The 19,134-nt window shown below is 69.2% G+C and carries 17 protein-coding genes; 11 read left to right on the forward strand and 6 right to left on the reverse strand.

Features of this window, described 5'->3' with window-relative positions; translation table 11 throughout:
• Window positions 1–103 precede the first annotated feature (103 nt).
• The 5 genes from RT97_RS27220 to RT97_RS27240 all read left to right on the forward strand — a co-directional run bounded on the left by RT97_RS27220 (window position 104) and on the right by RT97_RS27240 (window position 3,844).
• Window positions 104–775, forward strand: coding sequence for a nitroreductase (locus tag RT97_RS27220; protein WP_042581967.1), 672 nt, complete (start codon window positions 104–106; stop codon window positions 773–775).
• Window positions 776–835: 60 nt separating this feature from the next.
• Window positions 836–1,612, forward strand: a complete 777-nt coding sequence (locus RT97_RS27225) for a helix-turn-helix domain-containing protein (protein ID WP_042581968.1) — start codon at window positions 836–838, stop codon at window positions 1,610–1,612.
• A 35-nt stretch (window positions 1,613–1,647) separates the two neighbouring features.
• Window positions 1,648–2,532 carry a DMT family transporter gene (locus RT97_RS27230; RefSeq protein WP_042581969.1) on the forward strand — a complete coding sequence of 295 codons (885 nt, stop codon included), beginning with the start codon at window positions 1,648–1,650 and terminating at the stop codon, window positions 2,530–2,532.
• 74 nt (window positions 2,533–2,606) lie between these two features.
• Entirely contained in the window at window positions 2,607–3,341 is a 735-nt protein-coding gene (locus RT97_RS27235) for a ubiquinone/menaquinone biosynthesis methyltransferase (RefSeq protein WP_042582015.1), read from the forward strand.
• A gap of 227 nt (window positions 3,342–3,568) precedes the next feature.
• Window positions 3,569–3,844, forward strand: coding sequence for a hypothetical protein (locus RT97_RS27240; protein WP_042581970.1), 276 nt, complete (start codon window positions 3,569–3,571; stop codon window positions 3,842–3,844).
• A 21-nt stretch (window positions 3,845–3,865) separates the two neighbouring features.
• Here the strand turns inward: RT97_RS27240 and RT97_RS27245 are convergent, their stop codons facing one another.
• Entirely contained in the window at window positions 3,866–6,994 is a 3,129-nt protein-coding gene (locus RT97_RS27245; RefSeq protein ID WP_042581971.1) for a CHAT domain-containing protein, read from the reverse strand.
• A gap of 86 nt (window positions 6,995–7,080) precedes the next feature.
• On the opposite strand from RT97_RS27245, the gene RT97_RS27250 reads away from it, so the two are divergent.
• Together RT97_RS27250 and RT97_RS27255 are read left to right on the forward strand one after the other, a co-directional pair.
• The gene (locus tag RT97_RS27250; protein WP_042581972.1) at window positions 7,081–7,518 is read left to right on the forward strand and encodes a hypothetical protein; all 438 of its coding nucleotides are present in this window, start codon (window positions 7,081–7,083) and stop codon (window positions 7,516–7,518) included.
• Window positions 7,515–8,387, forward strand: a complete 873-nt coding sequence (locus RT97_RS27255) for a hypothetical protein (protein ID WP_042581973.1) — start codon at window positions 7,515–7,517, stop codon at window positions 8,385–8,387. Before RT97_RS27250 ends, RT97_RS27255 begins: the two co-directional genes overlap by 4 nt.
• Before the next feature lie 9 nt (window positions 8,388–8,396).
• Here the strand turns inward: RT97_RS27255 and RT97_RS27260 are convergent, their stop codons facing one another.
• Complete coding sequence (locus RT97_RS27260; protein ID WP_042581974.1) at window positions 8,397–9,575, reverse strand: acetyl-CoA C-acetyltransferase; 1,179 nt, start codon at window positions 9,573–9,575, stop codon at window positions 8,397–8,399.
• Window positions 9,576–9,611: 36 nt separating this feature from the next.
• Window positions 9,612–10,394, reverse strand: a complete 783-nt coding sequence (locus RT97_RS27265) for an SDR family NAD(P)-dependent oxidoreductase (protein ID WP_042581975.1) — start codon at window positions 10,392–10,394, stop codon at window positions 9,612–9,614.
• 107 nt (window positions 10,395–10,501) lie between these two features.
• Between RT97_RS27265 and RT97_RS27270 the strand changes: the two genes are divergently transcribed.
• Complete coding sequence (locus tag RT97_RS27270) at window positions 10,502–13,210, forward strand: LuxR C-terminal-related transcriptional regulator (RefSeq protein ID WP_042581976.1); 2,709 nt, start codon at window positions 10,502–10,504, stop codon at window positions 13,208–13,210.
• Between the two features lie 3 nt (window positions 13,211–13,213).
• On the opposite strand, the gene RT97_RS27275 is transcribed toward RT97_RS27270, so the two are convergent.
• Window positions 13,214–14,314 carry an alpha/beta fold hydrolase gene (locus tag RT97_RS27275; protein WP_437184113.1) on the reverse strand — a complete coding sequence of 367 codons (1,101 nt, stop codon included), beginning with the start codon at window positions 14,312–14,314 and terminating at the stop codon, window positions 13,214–13,216.
• A gap of 153 nt (window positions 14,315–14,467) precedes the next feature.
• On the opposite strand from RT97_RS27275, the gene RT97_RS27280 reads away from it, so the two are divergent.
• The 3 genes from RT97_RS27280 (at window position 14,468) to RT97_RS27290 (ending at window position 16,348) form a co-directional block, all read left to right on the forward strand.
• Window positions 14,468–14,920 carry a hypothetical protein gene (locus tag RT97_RS27280; protein WP_155403907.1) on the forward strand — a complete coding sequence of 151 codons (453 nt, stop codon included), beginning with the start codon at window positions 14,468–14,470 and terminating at the stop codon, window positions 14,918–14,920.
• A gap of 241 nt (window positions 14,921–15,161) precedes the next feature.
• Window positions 15,162–15,971: an AP2 domain-containing protein gene (locus RT97_RS27285; RefSeq protein ID WP_253278326.1), complete on the forward strand. Its 810-nt coding sequence runs from the start codon at window positions 15,162–15,164 to the stop codon at window positions 15,969–15,971.
• On the forward strand, window positions 15,968–16,348 hold the full coding sequence (locus RT97_RS27290; protein WP_042581979.1) for a hypothetical protein: 381 nt from the start codon (window positions 15,968–15,970) through the stop codon (window positions 16,346–16,348). Before RT97_RS27285 ends, RT97_RS27290 begins: the two co-directional genes overlap by 4 nt.
• Before the next feature lie 22 nt (window positions 16,349–16,370).
• Here the strand turns inward: RT97_RS27290 and RT97_RS27295 are convergent, their stop codons facing one another.
• Both RT97_RS27295 and RT97_RS27300 read right to left on the reverse strand, forming a co-directional pair.
• Window positions 16,371–17,519, reverse strand: a complete 1,149-nt coding sequence (locus tag RT97_RS27295; RefSeq protein ID WP_042581980.1) for an acyl-CoA dehydrogenase family protein — start codon at window positions 17,517–17,519, stop codon at window positions 16,371–16,373.
• A 38-nt stretch (window positions 17,520–17,557) separates the two neighbouring features.
• Window positions 17,558–19,117, reverse strand: a complete 1,560-nt coding sequence (locus RT97_RS27300; RefSeq protein WP_042581981.1) for a long-chain-fatty-acid--CoA ligase — start codon at window positions 19,115–19,117, stop codon at window positions 17,558–17,560.
• Between the last annotated feature and the right edge of the window lie 17 nt (window positions 19,118–19,134).

Consider the following 19,134-nt stretch of genomic DNA (forward strand, 5'->3'; position numbering starts at 1 on the left):
CACATCGTCGGAACGGACGATTGAGCACCCCGGGGTTGTCCCTAGCATCGGCCTCGTTCAAGATGAATGCATCCCCGCCCTGTTCTCGAATGAAAGCCAAAGCATGAACGTGTACGAAGCCGTTGCGAGCCGCCGATCGGTGCGCGAATTCCTGGGCGAGCCGGTGGCGCCCGACGTCATCCGCCGCGTGCTGCAGCAAGCGCTGCGCGCCCCCTCGGGCGGCAACCTGCAGCCCTGGCATCTGCACGTGGTGGGCGGAGAGCGGCTCGACGAACTCAAGGCGCTCATGCGCACCCGCGTTCTGGAAGCACCGACCGGCGAAGGCACCGAGTACGACATCTACCCGCGCGAACTCGTGGCGCCCTACCGCGACCGCCGCTTCGCAGTCGGCGAGGCGATGTATGCGCGCCTGGGAATCCCGCGCGAGGACAAGGCCGCACGGCGCGCATGGTTCGCACGCAACTACCAGTTCTTCGGCGCGCCGCTCGCGCTGTTCTGCACCGTGGATCGCCGCATGGGCCCGCCGCAGTGGTCCGACCTGGGCATGGTGCTGCAGAACGTGATGCTGCTGCTGCGCGCCGAAGGCCTGGACAGCTGCCCGCAGGAATGCTGGGCGATGTACCCGCAGACCATCGGCCGCTTCATCGAACTGCCGCCCGAGCGGATGCTGTTCACCGGCATGGCCATCGGCTACGCAGACCGGAGCAAGGCGATCGATGCGCTGGTGACGGAGCGCGCGTCGCTGGGGGAGGTGGCGCAGTTCATCGGGATCTGAGCCCTGGACGAGCCCCACCCGTTTGCGTGACACTGCCGCCCGCGACTTCGCACGCACCCAATGCCCCACGAACGAACCCTTCTCTACACCGGACGCGAGTTCGAGGTGGAGCACGTTCGCTCGCATGCGCACGGCCATGAATGGAGCGCGCCTTATGTCATGGCATCGCAGCGCATCGTCTTTCCGATCAGCCGCGCGATGCTCGATCTGCGCTTCGGCAACGACACGTGGCTGGTCGATGGGCTGACTGCCATCAGCTTCGGCGATGCAGTGGTCTATCGGTTGCGACCGGGTGCGCAGGCGCCGCGGCGCAGCGTGGTCGTGAGCCGGCATCCGCGGGTTCCTGGGCATTCGGAGCCGGCCGTCTCCTTGCTTTCGCCGAAGTCGCTCTATCGCGTCCATGCCGCGCAGCAGCAACTTCGATCGGGCAGCGGCGATGCGACCTCCATCGCGTCGCTGGTCGGTGAAGTTCGTTCCGCGCGCAAGCTGGTGCCGATGACGGAGCCCATCGCCAGCGCACGTCGGCTGCTGGCGGAAACCGCCGACCGGCATGCAGGCCCCTCGCTGCACGAAGTCGCCGATGCCGTCTCGCGTTCGCCGTTCCACATGGCGCGCAGCTTCAGGAAGCAGACCGGCCTCAGCCTGCACCAGTACCGCCAGCATCTGCGCCTGGCCGCAGCGATGGAACGCCTCGTCGATGGCGACCGCGACCTCGCCGGCATCGCGCACGATCTGGGCTACTGCAGCCAGAGCCACCTGGGCGCGGTGTTCAGGCAGGAGGTCGGCGTCACGCTGGGCGAAGCCCGCCGCGCGCTCGGGCCGGGCGCACGAATCTGATAGCTTTCGCGCCGGCCCGTCGCGAGACTCGCGCGATGGACCGCAACCTTCCGATCGGCCTCTTCGCCGTACTGGCCGCGGCGCTCGTGGGCAGCGCGTGGCAACTCATCTCGCGCCATGGCGTCACCACCACGCTCGGCCCGCTGGACATCGCGCTGTTGCGCTACGGCATTCCAGCGCTGCTGCTCTGTCCCTTCCTGTTCGGGCAACAGCGCGTCGCGGCCAAGGCGCCCCGCATGGCGCTCGTATTGCTGGTCATCGGCGGCGGACTGCCCTTCGGTTTGCTGGTGCTCGCCGGCGCGCAATGGGCGCCGGCCAGCCACATGGGCATCTTCATGGCCGGCAGCCTGCCGCTCTTCACCGCCATCGGTGCGCGCATCCACAAGGGAGAGAAGGTGCAGGGCGTCCGGTTGGCCGGTCTCTGCTGCATCGCGATCGGCATGGCGCTCTTCGCGGTCGGCAGCTTCCAGCCGGGCTCGCTGAGCTGGCGAGGCGACCTGCTCTTTCTCGCGGCCGCGATGCTCTGGGCCGTCTACTCGCTGGCCTTCGGACATTGCGGACTGACGCCGTGGCAAGGTGCGGCCTTCGTCAACGGCTGGTCGACGCTGTTGCTGCTGCCGCTGCTGCCGCTGCTGTGGTTCACGGGCACGCCGCGGCTGCTCGGCGCGCCCTGGCCCGACGTGGCGCTGCAGGCCGTGGGCCAAGGCGTGGTCGCCGGCGTGCTCGGTCTGGTGGCCTACGCAGCGGCCATCTCGCACCTGGGCGCAGCGCGCGCCTCGCTGTCGGCAGCCGCGGTGCCGGTGCTGACCACGCTCGGTGCAGCGTCTTTCATGGGCGAGCCCATCACGGCGGCGGTGCTGCTGGCGTTGACGCTGGTCGTGCCGGGGATCGTGCTCGCGAGCGGTGTACGCATCAGGTAGCGCTCCCGGGCCGATCGGCCGGAGATCGAGACATGACGCTGCGGCAGAATCCGCGCAACCCCACGGCCCCCTCAATGAACAACGCAGCCGATTTCCACACCCAGGAAGACGACGTGTTCGGCCGCATCGCCGGACGCTACGACCTGCTCTCGGACCTCTTCAGCTTCGGCATCCACCGGCTGTGGAAGCGCCGGGTCGCGGCCCTGATCACGCAGGAGCCGTGGACCGATCTGCTCGACGTTGCCGCGGGCACTGGCGATGTCGTCCTGAAGGTGGCAAAGCGCAAAGGCCTGCAGTCCGGCCAGAAGATCGTCGCCTCGGACATCAGCCTGCAGATGCTCGCGATCGCACGCCGGCGCGCCACGCAGCTGAAGGTGCCGGTCGAGTTCCGTGTGCTCGATGCGCACGCGATGCCGGAGATCGCGGATGCGAGCGTCGATCTCTTCTCGATGTCGCTGGGCCTGAAGATCTGCGACCGCAAGCTGGCGCTGCGCGAAGCGCTCCGCGTGCTCAAGCCGGGCGGCCGCTTCATCGCCCTGGAGGCGTCCAACATTCCCGTGCACTGGCTGCACCGCGCCTACCTCGGCTACATGGCCGTGTGCATGCCCGTCATCGGCTGGGCCGCGACGGGTGGCGACGCTTCGGCCTACAGGTACCTGCTCAAGGGCATCCAGGATTTCCCCACGGCCGAGGGGCTTGCCGCGGAGTTGCGGGACATGGGGTTCGCAGATGTCTCGTTCGAGCGGCTGTCGCTGGGCATCGTCGCAATCCACATCGCGCGCAAGCCTCTCGTGCTGCCCCCTGACTGATACCTCCGGTATCGCCAAGCGATAATTTTTGCGCTGACACGGAGGGCGGCGCACCCGCGCCGTTCGGTGAATCCGTCGCGTGTCGAGCGCGGCTTCGAGGAATGCCTGCGGGCCGCGCTGAAGGCCTGGCACGCCTGAGCGCGCGAACGGGCCGGCCGCGCCCGCTTGCATCGGACCGGGTTTCGGCCAACAGTGATGGCCCGCCCCAACCCACGGAGGTTCACGCGATGGATGAAGACCTCGATGCACTCACCCGCGACGCGCTCGTCGCCGAAGTCCGCAAGCTGCGCGCCGCCATCAGGCAACACCGCGATTCGAGCGGCCACGACCTGTGCTGGCACCACCCCGATCTCTGGGCGCTGCTGCCCGACAAGCGCGACCCGGGTTTCATCGTGCCCGACTGGCCGCAGTTCATGCGCGGCTGCGTGCGCTACCGGCAATCGCTCGACGCGCAGGCGCCCGATGCGCCGCGCACGCAGGCCGAGTTCGACGACCGTTCGTAGCCATCGTCCGCAGGCGCGCGGTCACGCGCCGTAGAGCACGAACCCGGCCCAGTAAGCCGGCCGGCGCAGCTTCTCGCCGTGCTCGCCGCTCGCGAACGCCCGCTTCGTGCCGGCCAGCGCCTGCTGCGTCGGCTCGCCGGCGTTGAGCCGCCGGAAGAACGCTTCCATGAAGCGCGCGGTGCTCTCGTCGCTCACCGGCCAGAGGGTCATCACCGTGCTGGTGTTGCCCGCCATGTAGAGCGCGTAGGGCAAGCCCATCACGCCCTCGCCATGAACGACCTTGCCGACACCGGTGTCGCAGGCGGACATCACCACCAGGTCGCTGCGCAGCGTGTAGGCGGGCCATTCCGCCGCCGTGACGTAGCCGTCGAGCGTGGGCGGGTTGCCGACCTGCCCGAGCACCAGCGCGCTCAGCGCGGGCACCGAGGTGCTCAGATAGCCGTGCACCGAGAACAGGAGGCGCCGGTAGCGGGCGAGCTGGCCCGAGCCGTCCATGTCGAGGAGCTTGCGCTCGGTGGCATTGCCGCCGGTCACGACATCGACGCGGCCACGGTCGACGGCGCGCCGCACCGCATCGATCTCGCGCGCCGTGCCCGGCAGGTTGTCCCAGGTGCTCTCGCGCAGCAGCGCGATCGCTTCGTCGACGCCCTCGTCGCTCTCGGCGCTCTCGGCGCTCTCGGCGATCGACTGCGCCGCAGCCTCGCGGTCGACCACACCCGGCGCCGCCGAGCGCGAGCTCGCCGCAGCGCCGTCGCCGGCGGCCCTGTAGAGCGGATTGCCGAAGGCCAGCAGCGCACGACGCGAAGGCAGCTTTGCATAAGCCTCCTTGCGCGACGCGAGCGCGGCGAGCATCGACAGCGACTGGATGTAGCTCAGCTCGCGGGTGCCGGCCATCGGCCGGCCGTCGAACGGCAGTGCGTCGAAGGGCAGCAGCGCCAATGCCGCATCGGGCGCAACGACGATCTTGTCGTGCGAGCGGATCAGCGCCGCCATGGGCTCGAGCAGTTGCGCCGACAGCACCGCGCCCAGCGGCGCCGCGTCGTCCACGGCGACCGCGCCGGGCACGGGCGGCTTGTCGCGCAGGCCGAGGCGATAGCTGCCCGGCCCCGTCTGCCATACCGCCTGCTGCGGCTCGAGCGCATCGCCCGAGAGCTTGCGGAAGGCCTCGACGGTAGCCGCGAGATCGGGCGCCGCCGCGAGCTCGGAGGCATGGCGCAACCCGCTGCGGTCCACCGCGAAGGCCATGACCCGCGCACCGTCCACGAGATAGCTGATGAAGAGCGTGTCGGCGGGCAGCAGGCGGCGCGCATCGGCCAGCGTGGCCTTCGGCGCTTCGGCCAGTTGCCGGTACTTGGGGTAGCGGGCGCGCAGGCGCGCCTGCAGGTCGGCGTAGGCGCGCACGACGATGTTGCGCTCCGACTCCAGCTGCTGGCGGCGGTCGGCCTGGCCTGCGGCCGCGTCGATGTTGCGGTCCAGCGCGGCGAGCCTGGCTTCATGCAGCGCGATGGCCTGCTGCGCATCGGCCGGCAGCGCGCCGGAGCGGTTGGCGCGCTGCAGCGCCATGCCCTCGAGCAGCGTGCGCGCCTTCGACAGCTCGGCCAGCTCGAACGCGCGATCGGCCTCCCCGCCACGCAGGCTCGCGAGCGCGTAGTGGCGGTAGCCCTCCACATAGCGCTCGAACAGCGTGCGGCGGCTCTTCGGGCTCAGCCCGTGCTGCGCGCGAAGCGATTCGACATGTGCGACATACGCCGGCAGAAAAGGCCGCACGCTGTCGAGCTGGTCGGCCTGCAGGGCCGCACTCATGCGGTCGATCAGCGCGAGCAGCGTCTCGGGGTGCGCATCGCCCAGCAGGCGCACATGGCCCTCGTGCGCCTGCGTCAGGAGCACCAGCGCGCCGGCCGCATCGCCGGCCGACAGCCGCGCCCTGCCCGCGCTGCGCAGCGCCGCCAGCGTCAGCGGGTGCATCTCGCCCATGACCTCGCGGCGCATCTGCAGCGCCTCGCCGGTCACGCGCACCGCCTCGGCGTGGTCGCCTTGCGCGTCGAGCACGCTCGCATGCACGTTCATCGCATAGAGCGTCTCGGGATGGCGCGCACCGCGCAGGCCCGAGAGCGTGTCCCACGCCTGCTGCGAGAGCGCGCGTGCCTCGCCCAGGCGGCCTGCGCGCCGCAATTCGATGGCCAGCGCGCTCGCCGCATATTGGGTGCGCGGATGCGCGGGGCCGAAGCTGCGGCGCGCGAGCTCGTGGCCCTGCTGCGAAAGGCTCAGGGCCTCGCGCGTCCGCGACAGCATGCCGTAGGTGGCGGCAAGGCTGCCGAGCGAACTCAGCGTATCGGGCGCAGCCGGCCCGAGCGCCGCCTGGCGCGCGCGATAGACGGCCTCATGCGCGATGAGCGCATCGGCGTACTGCCCGAGGTCGGTGTAGTCGGCCGCCACCGAGTTGCGAAAGCGCAAGGTAGTCGGATCGTTCGCACCCCAGCGCGCCTCGGCCTCGCCCGCGAGTTCGCGCGAGATCGCGAGCGCCTCGGCGTAGCGCCCCGACTGTCCAAGCGCCACGCCCAGGTTGTGGCGCGCAACCAGCGTGTTGCGCGAGCCCGGCCCCTGCGTCTGGAGCGTCTTGCGCGCAACTGCCTCCTGCACCGCGATCGCTTCCTGGCAACGGCCGACCTTGCACAGCTGAAGCGCCCATGCGTTCTGCGCGGCGAGCGCCGCGTTGGCGTCTTCGCCCCAAAACGCGCGGCGTGCGTCGCGCCGCTTTTCGAGCCAGCGCAACTGCGACTCGTCGTCCGCGCGCAACTCGCTGTTGTCGATCAGCCGGCCGAGCACGAGGTCTTCGGCCAGGTAGCGCTGCATCGGGTCCTTCGCATTCAGCGATGCGCCGTCGATGGCGCCGAGCGCGCTTTCCAGCGTGCGGCCCGCGTCGGCGAACCGGCCCTGCGCGCTCGTTGCCTCGGCCTCTTCGAGCTGCTTGCGCACGCTCGCGAACTCGCCGGCGAGGATGCGCAGCGGGTCCGGCGCGGCAGGCGCGCGCGCGCCTGCCGTGGAGGCCGTTGCAGCCGCAGGCGCCGTTGTTTTCTCTTGGGCCGAAGCACCGATGAAGCTTGCGGGAATCAGCAGAAGTAGCGCGACAACACCGTTTCTCGTTAGCATCGATATCGGACGAATTGCAGTGAAAAAAGTATAGGTGCGACATGCCGCGCCTCCCCCTACGAAGATCCGTAGTCACACATCCAGTCATGACACTTTCAAGGCTTTCCACACCCGTCGCCCTGCTCTGCCTTTTCGTCGCCACGCAGAGTGCGGCCTTCAACCTCATCACCGAAGACGAAGCGCGCCTGCCCTCGGCCTACCAGGAAGGCAAGCGCGCCGGACTCACCCGCGGCCCGGGCATCGACGTGGCCAGCCCCGCCGGCACCGTGCAGAAGAACGGCGTTGCGTTGAAGGTGCAGTTCAAGTCGCGCGGCGGCGTCGCGATCGATCCGAAGACGGTGCGCGTGGTGTACATGAAGAACCCCGCCGTCGATCTCACCGATCGCATCCGCACGCATGTGAGCGGCACCGGCATCGAGCTGGACGGCGCGCAGGTGCCGCCCGGCGCGCATCAGCTGCGCGTGGAAGTCGGCGACGCCGAGGGCCGCGTCAGCAGCAAGCTCGTGGACTTCAACGCGCAGTGAGCGACAGGCCCAAGCTCGCCGCCGCCGCAGCGGCGCCCGCGACCGCGCCCGCGTCCGATGCCGCGCTGGTGTCGTGCCCGTACTGCACCGAGAAGATCGCCGCGGCCGCCATCGTCTGCAAGCACTGCCATCGCGACCTTGTCTTCTTCATGCCGCTGCGGCGCGACATCGAAGCGCTGAAGTCGCGCGTGGAAAGCCTCGAGGCGCAGAACCAGCGGCTCACCGCGCTGCTGGTCGGCGACGATGCGCCTGCCGCGGTGGCACGCGCCGGGCTGGCAGTGCCCGCCGCTACCGATCGCGATGCCGCGCCGGGCGTTGTGGCGATCGTGGGTTTCCTGCTGCTCCCGGTCGCACTGCTGGTGCTCGCGCATGCCGCCATCGTCATGTGGTTCGATCTCTCGCAGGTGTACCTGCGCATCGTGTCGGTCGCATTGCCCGCGTGCATGGGCTTTGCGATGTCGGCGCGCTTTCGCGTGCGCCTCGCGTGGCAGTGGCCGATGGCCGCGGCCATCGGCGCGATCGCAGTCACGCTCATGACCGCAGTGATCGCCTACAGCGACGACCAGCCGTTCGCGCCGCAGGATGCGCGCGAGTGGCGCGAAGTCACCTACTACGTGCTGAGCATCGCCTTCGGGCACATGACGGGCATCCTGGCCGCGCTCGCGGTCTTCCACCGGCGCAACAACGCGATGGAGCGCCTGTCGGTGCGGCTGGCTGCCGCGCTGACCGCGGGCACGCCGAAGCAGGGGCGCGCGCAGAAGCTCAAGCGCTATACCGAATCGATCCGCGAATTCATCACGCTGGTCACGCCGATCCTCACCGCCCTGGTGTCGATCGCCACGGGCGTGCTGAGCCTCATGAAGAAGTGAGATGCGGCCTCAGAGCCGCTCGATGATCGTCACGTTCGCCATGCCGCCGCCCTCGCACATCGTCTGCAGCCCGTAGCGCTTGCCGCGCTGCGCGAGCGCGTGGACCAGCGTGGTCATCAGCTTGGTGCCCGAGGCGCCCAGCGGGTGGCCCAGCGCGATCGCGCCGCCGTTGACGTTCAGGCGTTCCGGGTCGGCGCCCAACGCCTGCAGCCAGGCCAGCGGCACCGGCGCGAAGGCTTCGTTGACCTCGTACAGGTCGATGTCCTCGATCTTCATGCCGGCCTTGGCCAGCGCGCGCTGCGTGGCGGGCAGCGGCGCCTCGAGCATGATCACCGGGTCGTGCCCCATCACGCTCATGTGGTGGATGCGAGCGAGCGGCTTCACGCCCAGCGCCTTGAGTCCGCGTTCGTTCACCACCATCACGCCGCTCGCGCCGTCGCAGATCTGGCTCGCGGTGGCCGCGGTGCAGCGGCCGCCTTCGGCGATGAGCTTCACGCCCGCAATGCTCTCCAGCGTGGCGTCGTAGCGGATGCCTTCGTCGGCGGTGTGCATCTCGCCCGGCTCGGTGCCGTCGTTCAGGCGCGCGGCCACAGGCACGATCTCGGCGTCGAAGAGACCCGCCTTCGTCGCGGCGATGGCATTGCGATGGCTGCGCAGCGCGTACGCATCGAGCTCGGATTTCTCGATGCCGTAGTTCTTCGCGATCATCTCGGCGCCGGTGAACTGGCTGAACTGGATGTCGGGGTAGCGCTTCTGCATCAGCGGGCTCACGTAGAAGCCCAGGCCGTTCTTCATCGGCAGGATGTTGGGCGTGCCCATCGGCACGCGCGTCATGCTCTCGACGCCGGCGGCGATCACGATGTCCATGCTGCCGGACATCACGGCTTGCGCCGCGAAGTGCAGCGCCTGCTGCGACGAGCCGCATTGCCGGTCTACCGAGGTGGCCGGCACCGACTCGGGCAGCCGCGAGGCCAGCACCGCGTTGCGCGCGATGTTCGAGGCCTGCTCGCCGACCTGGCCGACGCAGCCCATGATGACGTCCTCGACCAGCGCAGGGTCGACGTCGGTGCGCTCGACCAGCGCGTCGAGCACCTGCGCGGCGAGGTCGGCGGGGTGCCAGCCGGACAGGCGTCCGTTGCGGCGGCCGCCTGCGGTGCGGGCGGCGGCGACGATAAAGGCTTCGGGCATGCGGGTCTCCAGTTGTGGATTTGCGAAAAGATTGTCTTACCGCGGCGCCATGCGGATGGCACCGTCCAGACGCACGCTCTCGCCGTTGAAGTAGCCGTTGGTGATCATCAGCTCGGCCAGCGTCGCGTACTCCGCCGGGTTGCCCAGCCGTTTGGGAAACGGCACGGAGGCGGCCAGCGCCGCTTTCACGTTGTCGGGCGCGCCCTGCAGCAGCGGCGTGTCGAAGATGCCCGGCAGGATCGTGTTCACGCGGATGCCTTCGCTCATCAGGTCGCGCGCAATAGGCAGCGTCATGCCGACGATGCCGGCTTTCGACGCGGTGTAGGCGGCCTGTCCCATCTGACCGTCCTGCGCGGCCACCGAAGCCGTATTGACGATGGCGCCGCGCTCGCCGTCCTGCAGCATGTCGAGCGTGAGCATGCCGGCGGCCGACTTGGCGATGCAGCGGAAGGTGCCCACGAGGTTGATCTGGATGATGCGGTCGAAGTTGGCGAGCGGAAAGTGCTTGATCTCGCCCGTGGTCTTGTCGCGGCTTGCGGTCTTCACCGCATTGCCGGTGCCCGCGCAGTTGACCAGCACCCGCTCCTGGCCGTGCGCGGCGCGGGCCTTGGCGAAGGCGGCGTCGACCTGCTCCTCGGAGGTGACGTCGACCTTGCAGAACACGCCGCCCAGCTCCTTTGCGAGCGCTTCGCCCTGCTCGGCATTGAGGTCGAACAGCGCGACCTTCACGCCGTGGCTGGCCAGGCGGCGCGCGGTGGCGGCGCCCAGGCCCGAGGCGCCGCCGGTGACGACGGCTGAAATACTGGCATCGAGTTGCATCTGGCTGGTTCCCGGATTGATTGTCTGAAAGCCACTTTAGGCCGCAGAATCGCCTGCCGGAATCGTCGGAAGCGACGGAATTTCAAGGCGCCCACTTCCCGTCCGCGATGCCTTCTCCTGCTGCTCCACCGCCCTCGCCCCGGATTCTCGAAACCAAGCTGAACCCGCCGGCGTTCGTGGCCACGCAGGTGCCGCGCACCACCATCGGCCAGGAGGTTGCCGCGGCCGGCGTGAAGCTGGTGCTGGTGCGCGCGCCGGCCGGCTTCGGCAAGACCACCGCCATGGCGCAGATCCGCGAGCGCATGGACGCGCAGGGCACCGCCACCGCCTGGCTCACGCTGGACCGCGCCGACAACGACGTCTCGCGCTTTCTCAATTGCCTGGCCGAGGCCGCGCAGCGCCTGGGCGTGGAAGAGCCCCGCGCCAACGGCCCGTTCGACGCTGTGGCCGCGCTGGCCGCGCACGACGCGCCCTTCACCCTGTTCCTGGACGACTTCGAAGTGGTGCAGGAGCCCGCCGTGCTCGGCCTCGTGCGCGAAATGATCGAGCAGCTGCCGCGCCGCGGGCAGATCGTGATCGGCTCGCGCAGCCTGCCCGACCTGGGCCTGGGACGGCTGCGGGCGCGCGGCCAGCTGATGGAGATCGACACCGACCGCCTGCGCTTCACGCTGGAGGAAACCAGCGCCTTCTTCGGCCTGCGACAGGCGCACGCATCGCAGGCATCGCAAGCGCTGCCAGCCGAGTTGCTCTCCCAGTTGCACCGCAAGACCGAAGGCTGGGTGGCCGCTATCTGGCTCGCGTCGATGGCGCTGGAGCGGCACGGCACCGCGACGGGCTTCGTCGAGCGCTTCTCGGGCTCCGACCGCGCGGTGGCCGAGTACCTCGCCGAAGACGTGCTCGCGCACCAGCCCAGGGAGATTCGCGACTTCCTGCTGCGCACCAGCATCCTGCGGCAGCTCGATGCCTCGGTGTGCCAGGCGCTCAACCCGCGCATCGACTGCGCGGCCATATTGGAGCGGCTGGCCGCGGCGAATCTTTTCCTCACGCCCGTGAGCGGCGACGGCCGCGCGTGGCGCTATCACAGCCTGTTCGCCGACTTCCTGCGCGCGCAGCTGGCGCGGGAGCAACCCGGCAAGATCGAGCGGCTGCACCTCGCGGCCTCGGGCTGGTACGAATCGCAGGACCGGCCCGTGCCCGCCATCGACCATGCCATCGAAGGCGGCGACCATCCGCATGCGCTGACGCTGCTCGACAGCTACGCGGGGCAGTTCCTCGAGCAGGGCCGCATGCGCATGCTCGCGCGATGGTTCTCGGCCATCCCCAACCATCACCTGCGCGCACACCCGTTCCTGCAACCCATCGCGCTGTGGGCCACCTGCTTCACGCACGGGCCGTGGGACGCCATGCAGATGCTCGAGCAATCGGGCTGCATCGACAGCGAGATTCCCGAGGTGCGGGCGAGCGCACACGCGCTGGTGCCATTGCTGCTGGCCATGCAGGACAAGCACGACGAAGCCTACGAAGCCGGGCGCGCCAGCCTGGCGCGCATGCCCACCGGCCTGGCCTTTGCCGACAGCGTGCTGCTCAACGCCATGGCCAACATCCTGGCCGTGCGCGGCGACCAGCGCGAAGCGCAGCGGCTGCTCGACGCGGCGCGGCGGGAGCAGGGCAACAGCACCTTCAACCGCATGTACACCGAGTCGCTGGCGGGGCTGTTCGACCTGCACGAAGGCCGGCTGCGCCAGGCGACCGCGCGGCTGCGCATGGCGGTCGATACCACACATGCCGTCTCGTACAACCACAGCCACGGCAACGCATGGGCCGGCGTGCTGTACGCCGGCGTGGTGTACGAATCGAACCAGTTGCCGCAGGCCGACCACCTGCTGAACGTGTACCTGCCGCTCGCGCGCGACGTGGGCCTGCCGGACCACATGATCCTGAGCCATGTGATGCGCTCGCGCATCGCGTTCCATGCGGGCGACATCGACGCCGCCGTCCAGGCGCTGACCGAGCTCGAATACCTCGGGCACCACCGGCAACTGCCGCGCGTGGTGGCCGGCGCGAAGCTGGAGCGCTCGCGCATGCTGCTGCTGCAAGGCAACGGACCCGCGTCGCGCGACGAGTTGTCGCGCGCGGACGATCCGGAGCTCTGGGCGCGCGAGCGGCGCCAGCAGCTGGCTGCGCACGACCTCGATTACCTGGCGCTTGCAAAGGCGCGATGGGACATCGCGTTCGGCGATGCGCGTGCGGCACTCGCGGTGCTCGACGCCGAGATGCACGCAGCCGTCGCATCGAACCGCAACCGCCGCGTGCTCAAGCTGCGCGTCCTGCGCGCGATGGCGCTGCAGCGCGCGGGCGAGGTCGCCGCCGCAATCGACGAGATCGGCGCCGTGCTGCAGATCGCGAGCCAGGAAGGCTTCATGCGGCTGATCCTCGATGAAGGACCGGCTGTCGAGGTGCTGGTGCAGCGGTATGCGACCGCGGCGGCGCAGGAGGCAGCTGCGTCGCCATCGATGCGCGGCGATCCCATCCTCGCCGACTACCTGCAGCGGCTGCTGCAGGCGATGGGGCCGATGGCAGCGGTCGATGCGGAAGCTGCCCCGGCCGGCGATGCGATCAAGGAGCCGCTCACGCGCAAGGAGATCCGCGTGCTGCAGCTGCTGGCCGAGGGGTACTCGAACAATGCGATGGCGGAGAAATTGTTCGTGTCCGACAGCACGGTGCGCACGCACCTGCGCAACATCAACATGAAGCTGGATGCCAAGAGCCGGACGCAGGCGGTGGCGATTGCGCGCAGGCTCGGCGTGATCCGGTAGCTTTCAGTGCCGGAGCTTGCCGAAGCCTGAATCGCGCGCCATGACGATCGCGCGGCCGCGGTTGTCCACTTCGAGCTTGGAGAACACGCTGGTCAGGTGGTTGCGCACGGTCTTCTCCGAAACGCCCAGCGTCGCCGCGATCTGCGCGTTGTCGCGGCCCTGGGCCAGGAGGTCGAGCAACTGGCGCTCGCGCGCGGTCAACGTGTCGAACAGCGGATCGTGCGCCGGCGGGGCCTCCGGAAGAAAGGCGTGCACCTCGGCCAGCCAGCGCGCCCAGCCGGGCTCTTGCTCCAGGATCAGGTGGTTGGCGCTGTCGATCGGCACGAAGCGCGCGCCGGCAATCGCGCCGGCGATCAGGCGCCCTTCGGCGAAGGGCACCCGCAGGTCGCGGGTGCTGTGCAGCACCAAAGTCGGGCAGCGTACCTGAGGGAGCAGCGAGGTAACGTCGATGGCATTGAATTCGCGCAGGAACCGCGCCGCGTTGGCGGGCGAGCTGGAGATGCGCTCCAGCTCGTTGAACCAGCGGTGCTGCTCGGGCGTGCCCTCGGGAATGAACTGGCTCGTGAAGAACTGGCGAAAGGAGGGGTCGTCCCTGCCCCAGCCCAGCTCTATCAGGCGGCACATCATGTCGGCTTCCTCGCGCTCGGCCGGCGCATGGCTTCGCACCAGTCGCCCGCGCGCGTAGCCGCCGTGCACCACCAGGTGGCTCACGCGCTCGGGGTGGCGCGCCGCATACGCGATGGCGATCGAGGCGCCCTGCGAGATGCCCAGCAGGCTGAAGCGCTCGATGCCGAGGGCGTCGGCCACCGTTTCCAGGTCGCGCAGCCAGCTGTCGAAGCTCAGGTCGGCCACGTCCCAGTCGGACAGGCCGCAGCCCCGCTCGTCGTAGCGCACGAAGGTGGCGTGGGCCGACAGCGCGCCCAGCACGTGGCGCCACACCGGGCTGAGCCAGTCGAACTCCACATGGGACAGCCAGGTGGCGGCCTTGATCAGCAAAGGGCCCCGGCCGGCGCTGGCGTAGGCCAGCTGCACACCGTCGTGACCGTGCGCGAAGTGGATCGTCTGCTTGAAGAGCCTCGAATCCATGATCTGCGTAAAGGACATTTGTCCTGCCCGGACAGGCGCCCGCGGGGCCTGCGCGGGCCCGGGCGGGACAGCTGACTCACGACCGGAACGCGGCATTTTCGAACAATCAAGGCTCGCGTCGAGAGGCGATGTCCGCTCCTCCGCGAGATATTGAAACCGAAGGTGTCCATCATGAAAGCCAAGCAATTCGCGGCCATCGCGGCCATCGCACTCTCCGGGGCCGGCTGGGCCCAGACCGTTCCGCACGAAGCGTGGGTCGGCGCCCCCATCCCCAATGGCGCCAGCGCGCTCGGCAGGGAGGCGGTACTCGCCGACGCGCAGCGCGCGCTGTCGTCGCGGGCGCCGCAGGACGCCTGGGCCGGCGACGCCTCGGAACTGGCCGTGCGCGTGGGCGCCGCCACGCGTTCGCAGGTGATCGCCGACATGAACCTGTTCGCGCGCGCCGGCCTGCTGGGCGTGCACGGCAGCGAGGGGTTCGACCCTTTTCGCGCGCCGATGCAGCAGCGCGTGCAGGGCTACATGAGCCTGCGCGAGGGGCCGGCGTTCTCGCGCGAGGTGGCGCGCCTGGAGGGCCTGGACGGCGGCGACGGGCAGATCCTGGCCGCCACGAGCGTCACCGACTGAAACACTTCACTTCGCCTCGCGGGCCGGCTCACAGCCGTCGGCCCGCCTTTTTCTGCCCGCAAGGGCATGGCCACCGCCCAGGGCATTTGCCCCATGACTACGGAAATCGGTGATACCGCCCGCTCCGCTCAATCCCTAGCATTCCTGTCAGAACAGCCCCGCCCGTCAGGGAGCCATCAGCAGAGATGCTGAAGAAACAGAGCGTGCCGAAATGCCCAGAGGTATTCCCAACCCAGCCGCCATGTATGGCATCGCCCCCCGCCCCTGGGGGTTCGAAGTGTCGCTCGTTCGCAACGGCACCCGTTACTACAAGCAGTTCGGCAAGGCGAGCTATGGCGGCCTCGAACAGGCACTGGTCCAGGCGCAGGACTGGCGCGACGCCGTGGTGCGCAACGTGCCGCCGGTGGCGCGGCGCGCGCGGGCCGAAAAGCTGCGGGCCAACAACACGACGGGGGTCTCGGGCGTCTTCTGCCAAGTGGCGTCCGGTGGCCGCGTGCGGGCGTGGGTCGCCAAGACCTACATCGGCCAGGACGAGATCCTGCGCACCGACTTTCCGGTCGACAGCGTCGGCAACGCGGCGCTGGCCCTGGCCATCGAGGAGCGCGAGAAGCAGCTTGCCCGCATGTCGGGTCTCGCGCGGCTGCATCCGGCCGAAGAGGCGATCCGCCAGGGCATGACGGTGCAGGCGCCGGGGCCGCGCGTGTCCAAGCGCTCCAAGTCGGAGATCACCCGCAGCACCAACTCCAGCGGCGTGAGCGGCGTGCAGTTCAAGATGCCCAACGCGGGCCATCCCGGCTACTGGCTTGCGACCACGTTCACCGCGGGCAAGGGCAGCGTGTGCAAGGCCTTCTCTGTCAAGGAGCACGGCTACGACACGGCCAAGAGCCTGGCCATCGCCGAGCGCGGACGCCAGCTGGCCCAGAAGCTCAAGGATGCGCAGCAGCAGCACCAGCTCGCGCAACAGGAACACGCGCAGCCGCAGCAGCAAAAGCAGGCATCGCCCGATTTCTCCTTCCAGTACAAGGCCAGCGGCCATCCGGCCCGGCCATGACCAGCCACAAACCACTGCATCAGCTGCTGAGGGTGGCTTCTCATCTGCTGGACCAGGCGGCGACGCAAGTGCGCGACACGCAGCTCGAACCGGTTCCCGAGAACATCGAGCGGATCGGCCGTGCGCTCATCGAGGTGATGGAAGTGCAGCGCAGGATCTTCGCCGCACGGCCCGAGCTGCGGCCCAAGACACTCGCGGCCTCTGACCGCGAAGCCGATGCCAACAAGCTCTTTGCCCAGTTCATGCTCGAGGCGCTGGAGCTCGAAGACACGGGCAACACCGTGGCCGCGGTGGAGCGCTACACGCGGTTCATCGGCATCTCGCCCTCGTACCACCACCGCGAAATCGCGCGGGCCGAGATTCGCCGGCTGACCTGACAGCCGGGACGGATGGCGGCGTTCAAAGCGCCCGCGAAATCACCTCTTTCATGATCTCGTTGGTGCCGCCGTAGATGCGCTGCACCCGCGCATCGGCGTACATGCGCGCGACCATGTATTCGCTCATGTAGCCGTAGCCGCCGAAGAGCTGCAGGCACTCGTCCATCACGCGGCCCTGCGCCTCGGTGCCCCAGAGCTTGGCCATGGAGGCGGTGGCGGTGTCCAGCCGCCCGGCCACCAGGTCTTCGACGCAGCGGTCGATGAAGGCGCGGCCCACCTTGATCTGGGTGGCGATCTCGGCGAGCTTGAACTTGGTGTTCTGGAATTCGGCGATCGGCTTGCCGAAGGCCTTGCGGTCGCGCACGTAGTCGAGCGTGGCCTGGTAGGCGCCTTCCATGGCCGCGAGCGCGGTCACGCCGATGATGGTGCGCTCGTAAGGCAGGTCGCTCATCAGCTGGAAGAAGCCCTGCCCCTCCTGGCCGCCGAGCAGCGCATCGGCGGGCACGCGCACGTCGTCGAAGAAGAGCTCGGAGGTGTCCTGCGCCTTCATGCCGATCTTGTCGAGCACGCGTCCCACGCGAAAGCCCTCGCAGCCCTCGGTCTCCACGATGAGGATCGAGGTGCCCTTGGCGCCCTGCGCCGGATCGGTCTTGCACACCACCAGCACCAGGCCGGCGAGGTAGCCGTTGGTGATGAAGGTCTTCGAGCCGTTGATGACGTAGCTGCCCTCCTTTTTCTCGGCGCGGGTGCGCACGCCCTGCAGGTCGGAGCCGGCGCCGGGCTCGGTCATGGCGATGGCGCCGACCATCTGGCCGCTCGCCATGAGGGGCAGGTAGCGGCGCTTCTGCTCCTCGGTGCCGTGGTTGAGGATGTAGTGCGCAACGATGGCATGCACCGAGGTGGCCATGCCGGTGAGCCCACGGCGCGACATTTCCTCGTACACCACCGCCTCGTGCCGGAAGTCGCCGCCGGCGCCGCCGTAGTCGTCGGGAATGTCGGCGCACAGGAGGCCGAGCGCGCCGGCCTTGCGCCAGACCTCGTGGCCGACGTGGCCGCGCTTGCGCGCCTCTTCGTCGTGCGGGAGCACTTCGGTTTCGACGAAGCGCACCACGTTGTCGCGGTAGAGCGCCAGGTCTTCGTCGCTCCACGAGCGGCTGAAATCGATGGGCATGGGAGTTGTCCTTTGTAGTCTCGAAAAAATGTCGTCGGTCAGCCGACGCGGCGCGCCTTGCCGGCCCAGAAGGGCTCGCGCAACTGGAATTTCTGCAGCTTGCCCGCGGCCGAAAGCGGCAGCGCATCGCGGAACTCCACGCTGCGCGGGCATTTGTAGGTGGCGATCTGTTCGCGGCAGTGCGCAATGACGGCCTCGGCCTCCAGCGCCATGCCTTCGCGCCGCACGATCACCGCATGCACGCGCTCGCCCCACTTGTCGTCGGGCACGCCGATCACCGCCGACATCAGCACCTGCGGCAGCTGCGCAATGGCGTTCTCGACCTCGGCCGAATACACGTTCTCGCCGCCGCTCACGATCATGTCCTTCATGCGGTCGACCACGTAGACGAAGCCGTGCGCGTCCATGTAGCCGCCGTCGCCGGTGTGCATCCAGCCGCCGCGCAGGGCGGCCTCGGTTTCCTGCGGTTTGTTCCAGTAGCCCTTCATCACCATCGGCCCGCGCGCGACGATCTCGCCGACCTGGCCGAACGGCAGCTCGTTGTCGTCGCCATCGACGATGCGGACCTCCGCGATGGCGATGGGCGTGCCGGCCGAGCGCAGCAGGCGCTCGCGGTCGGGTCCGGGCTGGTGGCAGTGCGGGGGCAGCGCGGTGACGACGGGAGAGAGCTCGGTCATGCCGTACACCTGCGCGAATGCGGTGCGCGGAAAGGCGCGCATGGCCTGGTCGAGCAGCGCCGCATCGATGGGCGCCGCGCCGTACGACAGCAGCCGCAGGTTGGACAGGTCGAACTCCGCGAAGCGCGGATGCTCGATCACGCGCTTGATCATCGTGGGCACGAGGAACATCTCGGTGATGCGCGCGGACTGGAGGGTCTCGAGCACCGCGAGCTCGTCGAACATCGGCACCACATGGATGGGCACGAGCCGCTGCAGGCTCTGCAGCGCGATGCCGCAGCCGGCCACGTGGAACATTGGCGCGGCGACGATGGCGGCCGCGTCCTCTGTGTCACGCGGCAATGCGGCGACGGTGCCCAGTGCGTTGATGTAGAGGCTGCCGTGCGTGAGCATCACGCCCTTGGGCTGGCCGGTGGTGCCGCCGGTGTACATGACGGCGGCGAGTTCGTCGGCGCCGTGCGGCGCGTCGTCGATGGGCTCGGCTTCGGCGAGCAGCGCCTCGTAGCCGACCATGCCCTCGGGCACCGCGCCGTCGCCGCAATAGACCACGGTGCGCAGCGACGCCGAGAGCTGGCGCAGCGCGGGCGCCATCGGCGCGAAGAGGTCGTCCACCAGCAGGATGCGGGTGTTGCAGTCGTCCAGCGAGTACGCGACCTCCTTGGGGTTCCAGCGGATGTTGACGGGGTTGATGACGCCGCCGCCCCACCAGGTGCCGAAGAAGTACTCGACGAAGCGGTGCGAGTTGAGGCTCATCATGCCGACGCGGTCGCCGCGCTGCATGCCGAGCTGCTGCAGCACGGCGGCCAGGCGCGAGGCGCGGTCTGCGAGCTCGCCGAAGTCCAGGCGCTTGCTGCCGCAGACCACGGCGGTGTCGCGGGCCTTCTCGCGGCGGCCCTTGTGCAGGGGCTGGGTGAGGAACATGGGTGTTGCCTTTCTTT

Origin of the sequence: Variovorax paradoxus, from assembly GCF_000834655.1 — a bacterium.
Taxonomy (GTDB): Bacteria; Pseudomonadota; Gammaproteobacteria; order Burkholderiales; family Burkholderiaceae_C; genus Variovorax; species Variovorax paradoxus_F.

What these genes read in the sequence shown, in the direction of transcription:
- RT97_RS27220 (WP_042581967.1), top strand. Translation starts at nt 104, where the DNA reads ATGAACGTGTACGAAGCCGTTGCGAGCCGCCGATCGGTGCGCGAATTC.
- RT97_RS27225 (WP_042581968.1), top strand. Translation starts at nt 836, where the DNA reads ATGCCCCACGAACGAACCCTTCTCTACACCGGACGCGAGTTCGAGGTG.
- RT97_RS27230 (WP_042581969.1), top strand. Translation starts at nt 1,648, where the DNA reads ATGGACCGCAACCTTCCGATCGGCCTCTTCGCCGTACTGGCCGCGGCG.
- RT97_RS27235 (WP_042582015.1), top strand. Translation starts at nt 2,607, where the DNA reads ATGAACAACGCAGCCGATTTCCACACCCAGGAAGACGACGTGTTCGGC.
- RT97_RS27240 (WP_042581970.1), top strand. Translation starts at nt 3,569, where the DNA reads ATGGATGAAGACCTCGATGCACTCACCCGCGACGCGCTCGTCGCCGAA.
- RT97_RS27245 (WP_042581971.1), bottom strand. Translation starts at nt 6,994, where the DNA reads ATGCTAACGAGAAACGGTGTTGTCGCGCTACTTCTGCTGATTCCCGCA.
- RT97_RS27250 (WP_042581972.1), top strand. Translation starts at nt 7,081, where the DNA reads ATGACACTTTCAAGGCTTTCCACACCCGTCGCCCTGCTCTGCCTTTTC.
- RT97_RS27260 (WP_042581974.1), bottom strand. Translation starts at nt 9,575, where the DNA reads ATGCCCGAAGCCTTTATCGTCGCCGCCGCCCGCACCGCAGGCGGCCGC.
- RT97_RS27265 (WP_042581975.1), bottom strand. Translation starts at nt 10,394, where the DNA reads ATGCAACTCGATGCCAGTATTTCAGCCGTCGTCACCGGCGGCGCCTCG.
- RT97_RS27270 (WP_042581976.1), top strand. Translation starts at nt 10,502, where the DNA reads ATGCCTTCTCCTGCTGCTCCACCGCCCTCGCCCCGGATTCTCGAAACC.
- RT97_RS27275 (WP_437184113.1), bottom strand. Translation starts at nt 14,314, where the DNA reads ATGTCCTTTACGCAGATCATGGATTCGAGGCTCTTCAAGCAGACGATC.
- RT97_RS27280 (WP_155403907.1), top strand. Translation starts at nt 14,468, where the DNA reads ATGAAAGCCAAGCAATTCGCGGCCATCGCGGCCATCGCACTCTCCGGG.
- RT97_RS27285 (WP_253278326.1), top strand. Translation starts at nt 15,162, where the DNA reads ATGTATGGCATCGCCCCCCGCCCCTGGGGGTTCGAAGTGTCGCTCGTT.
- RT97_RS27290 (WP_042581979.1), top strand. Translation starts at nt 15,968, where the DNA reads ATGACCAGCCACAAACCACTGCATCAGCTGCTGAGGGTGGCTTCTCAT.
- RT97_RS27295 (WP_042581980.1), bottom strand. Translation starts at nt 17,519, where the DNA reads ATGCCCATCGATTTCAGCCGCTCGTGGAGCGACGAAGACCTGGCGCTC.
- RT97_RS27300 (WP_042581981.1), bottom strand. Translation starts at nt 19,117, where the DNA reads ATGTTCCTCACCCAGCCCCTGCACAAGGGCCGCCGCGAGAAGGCCCGC.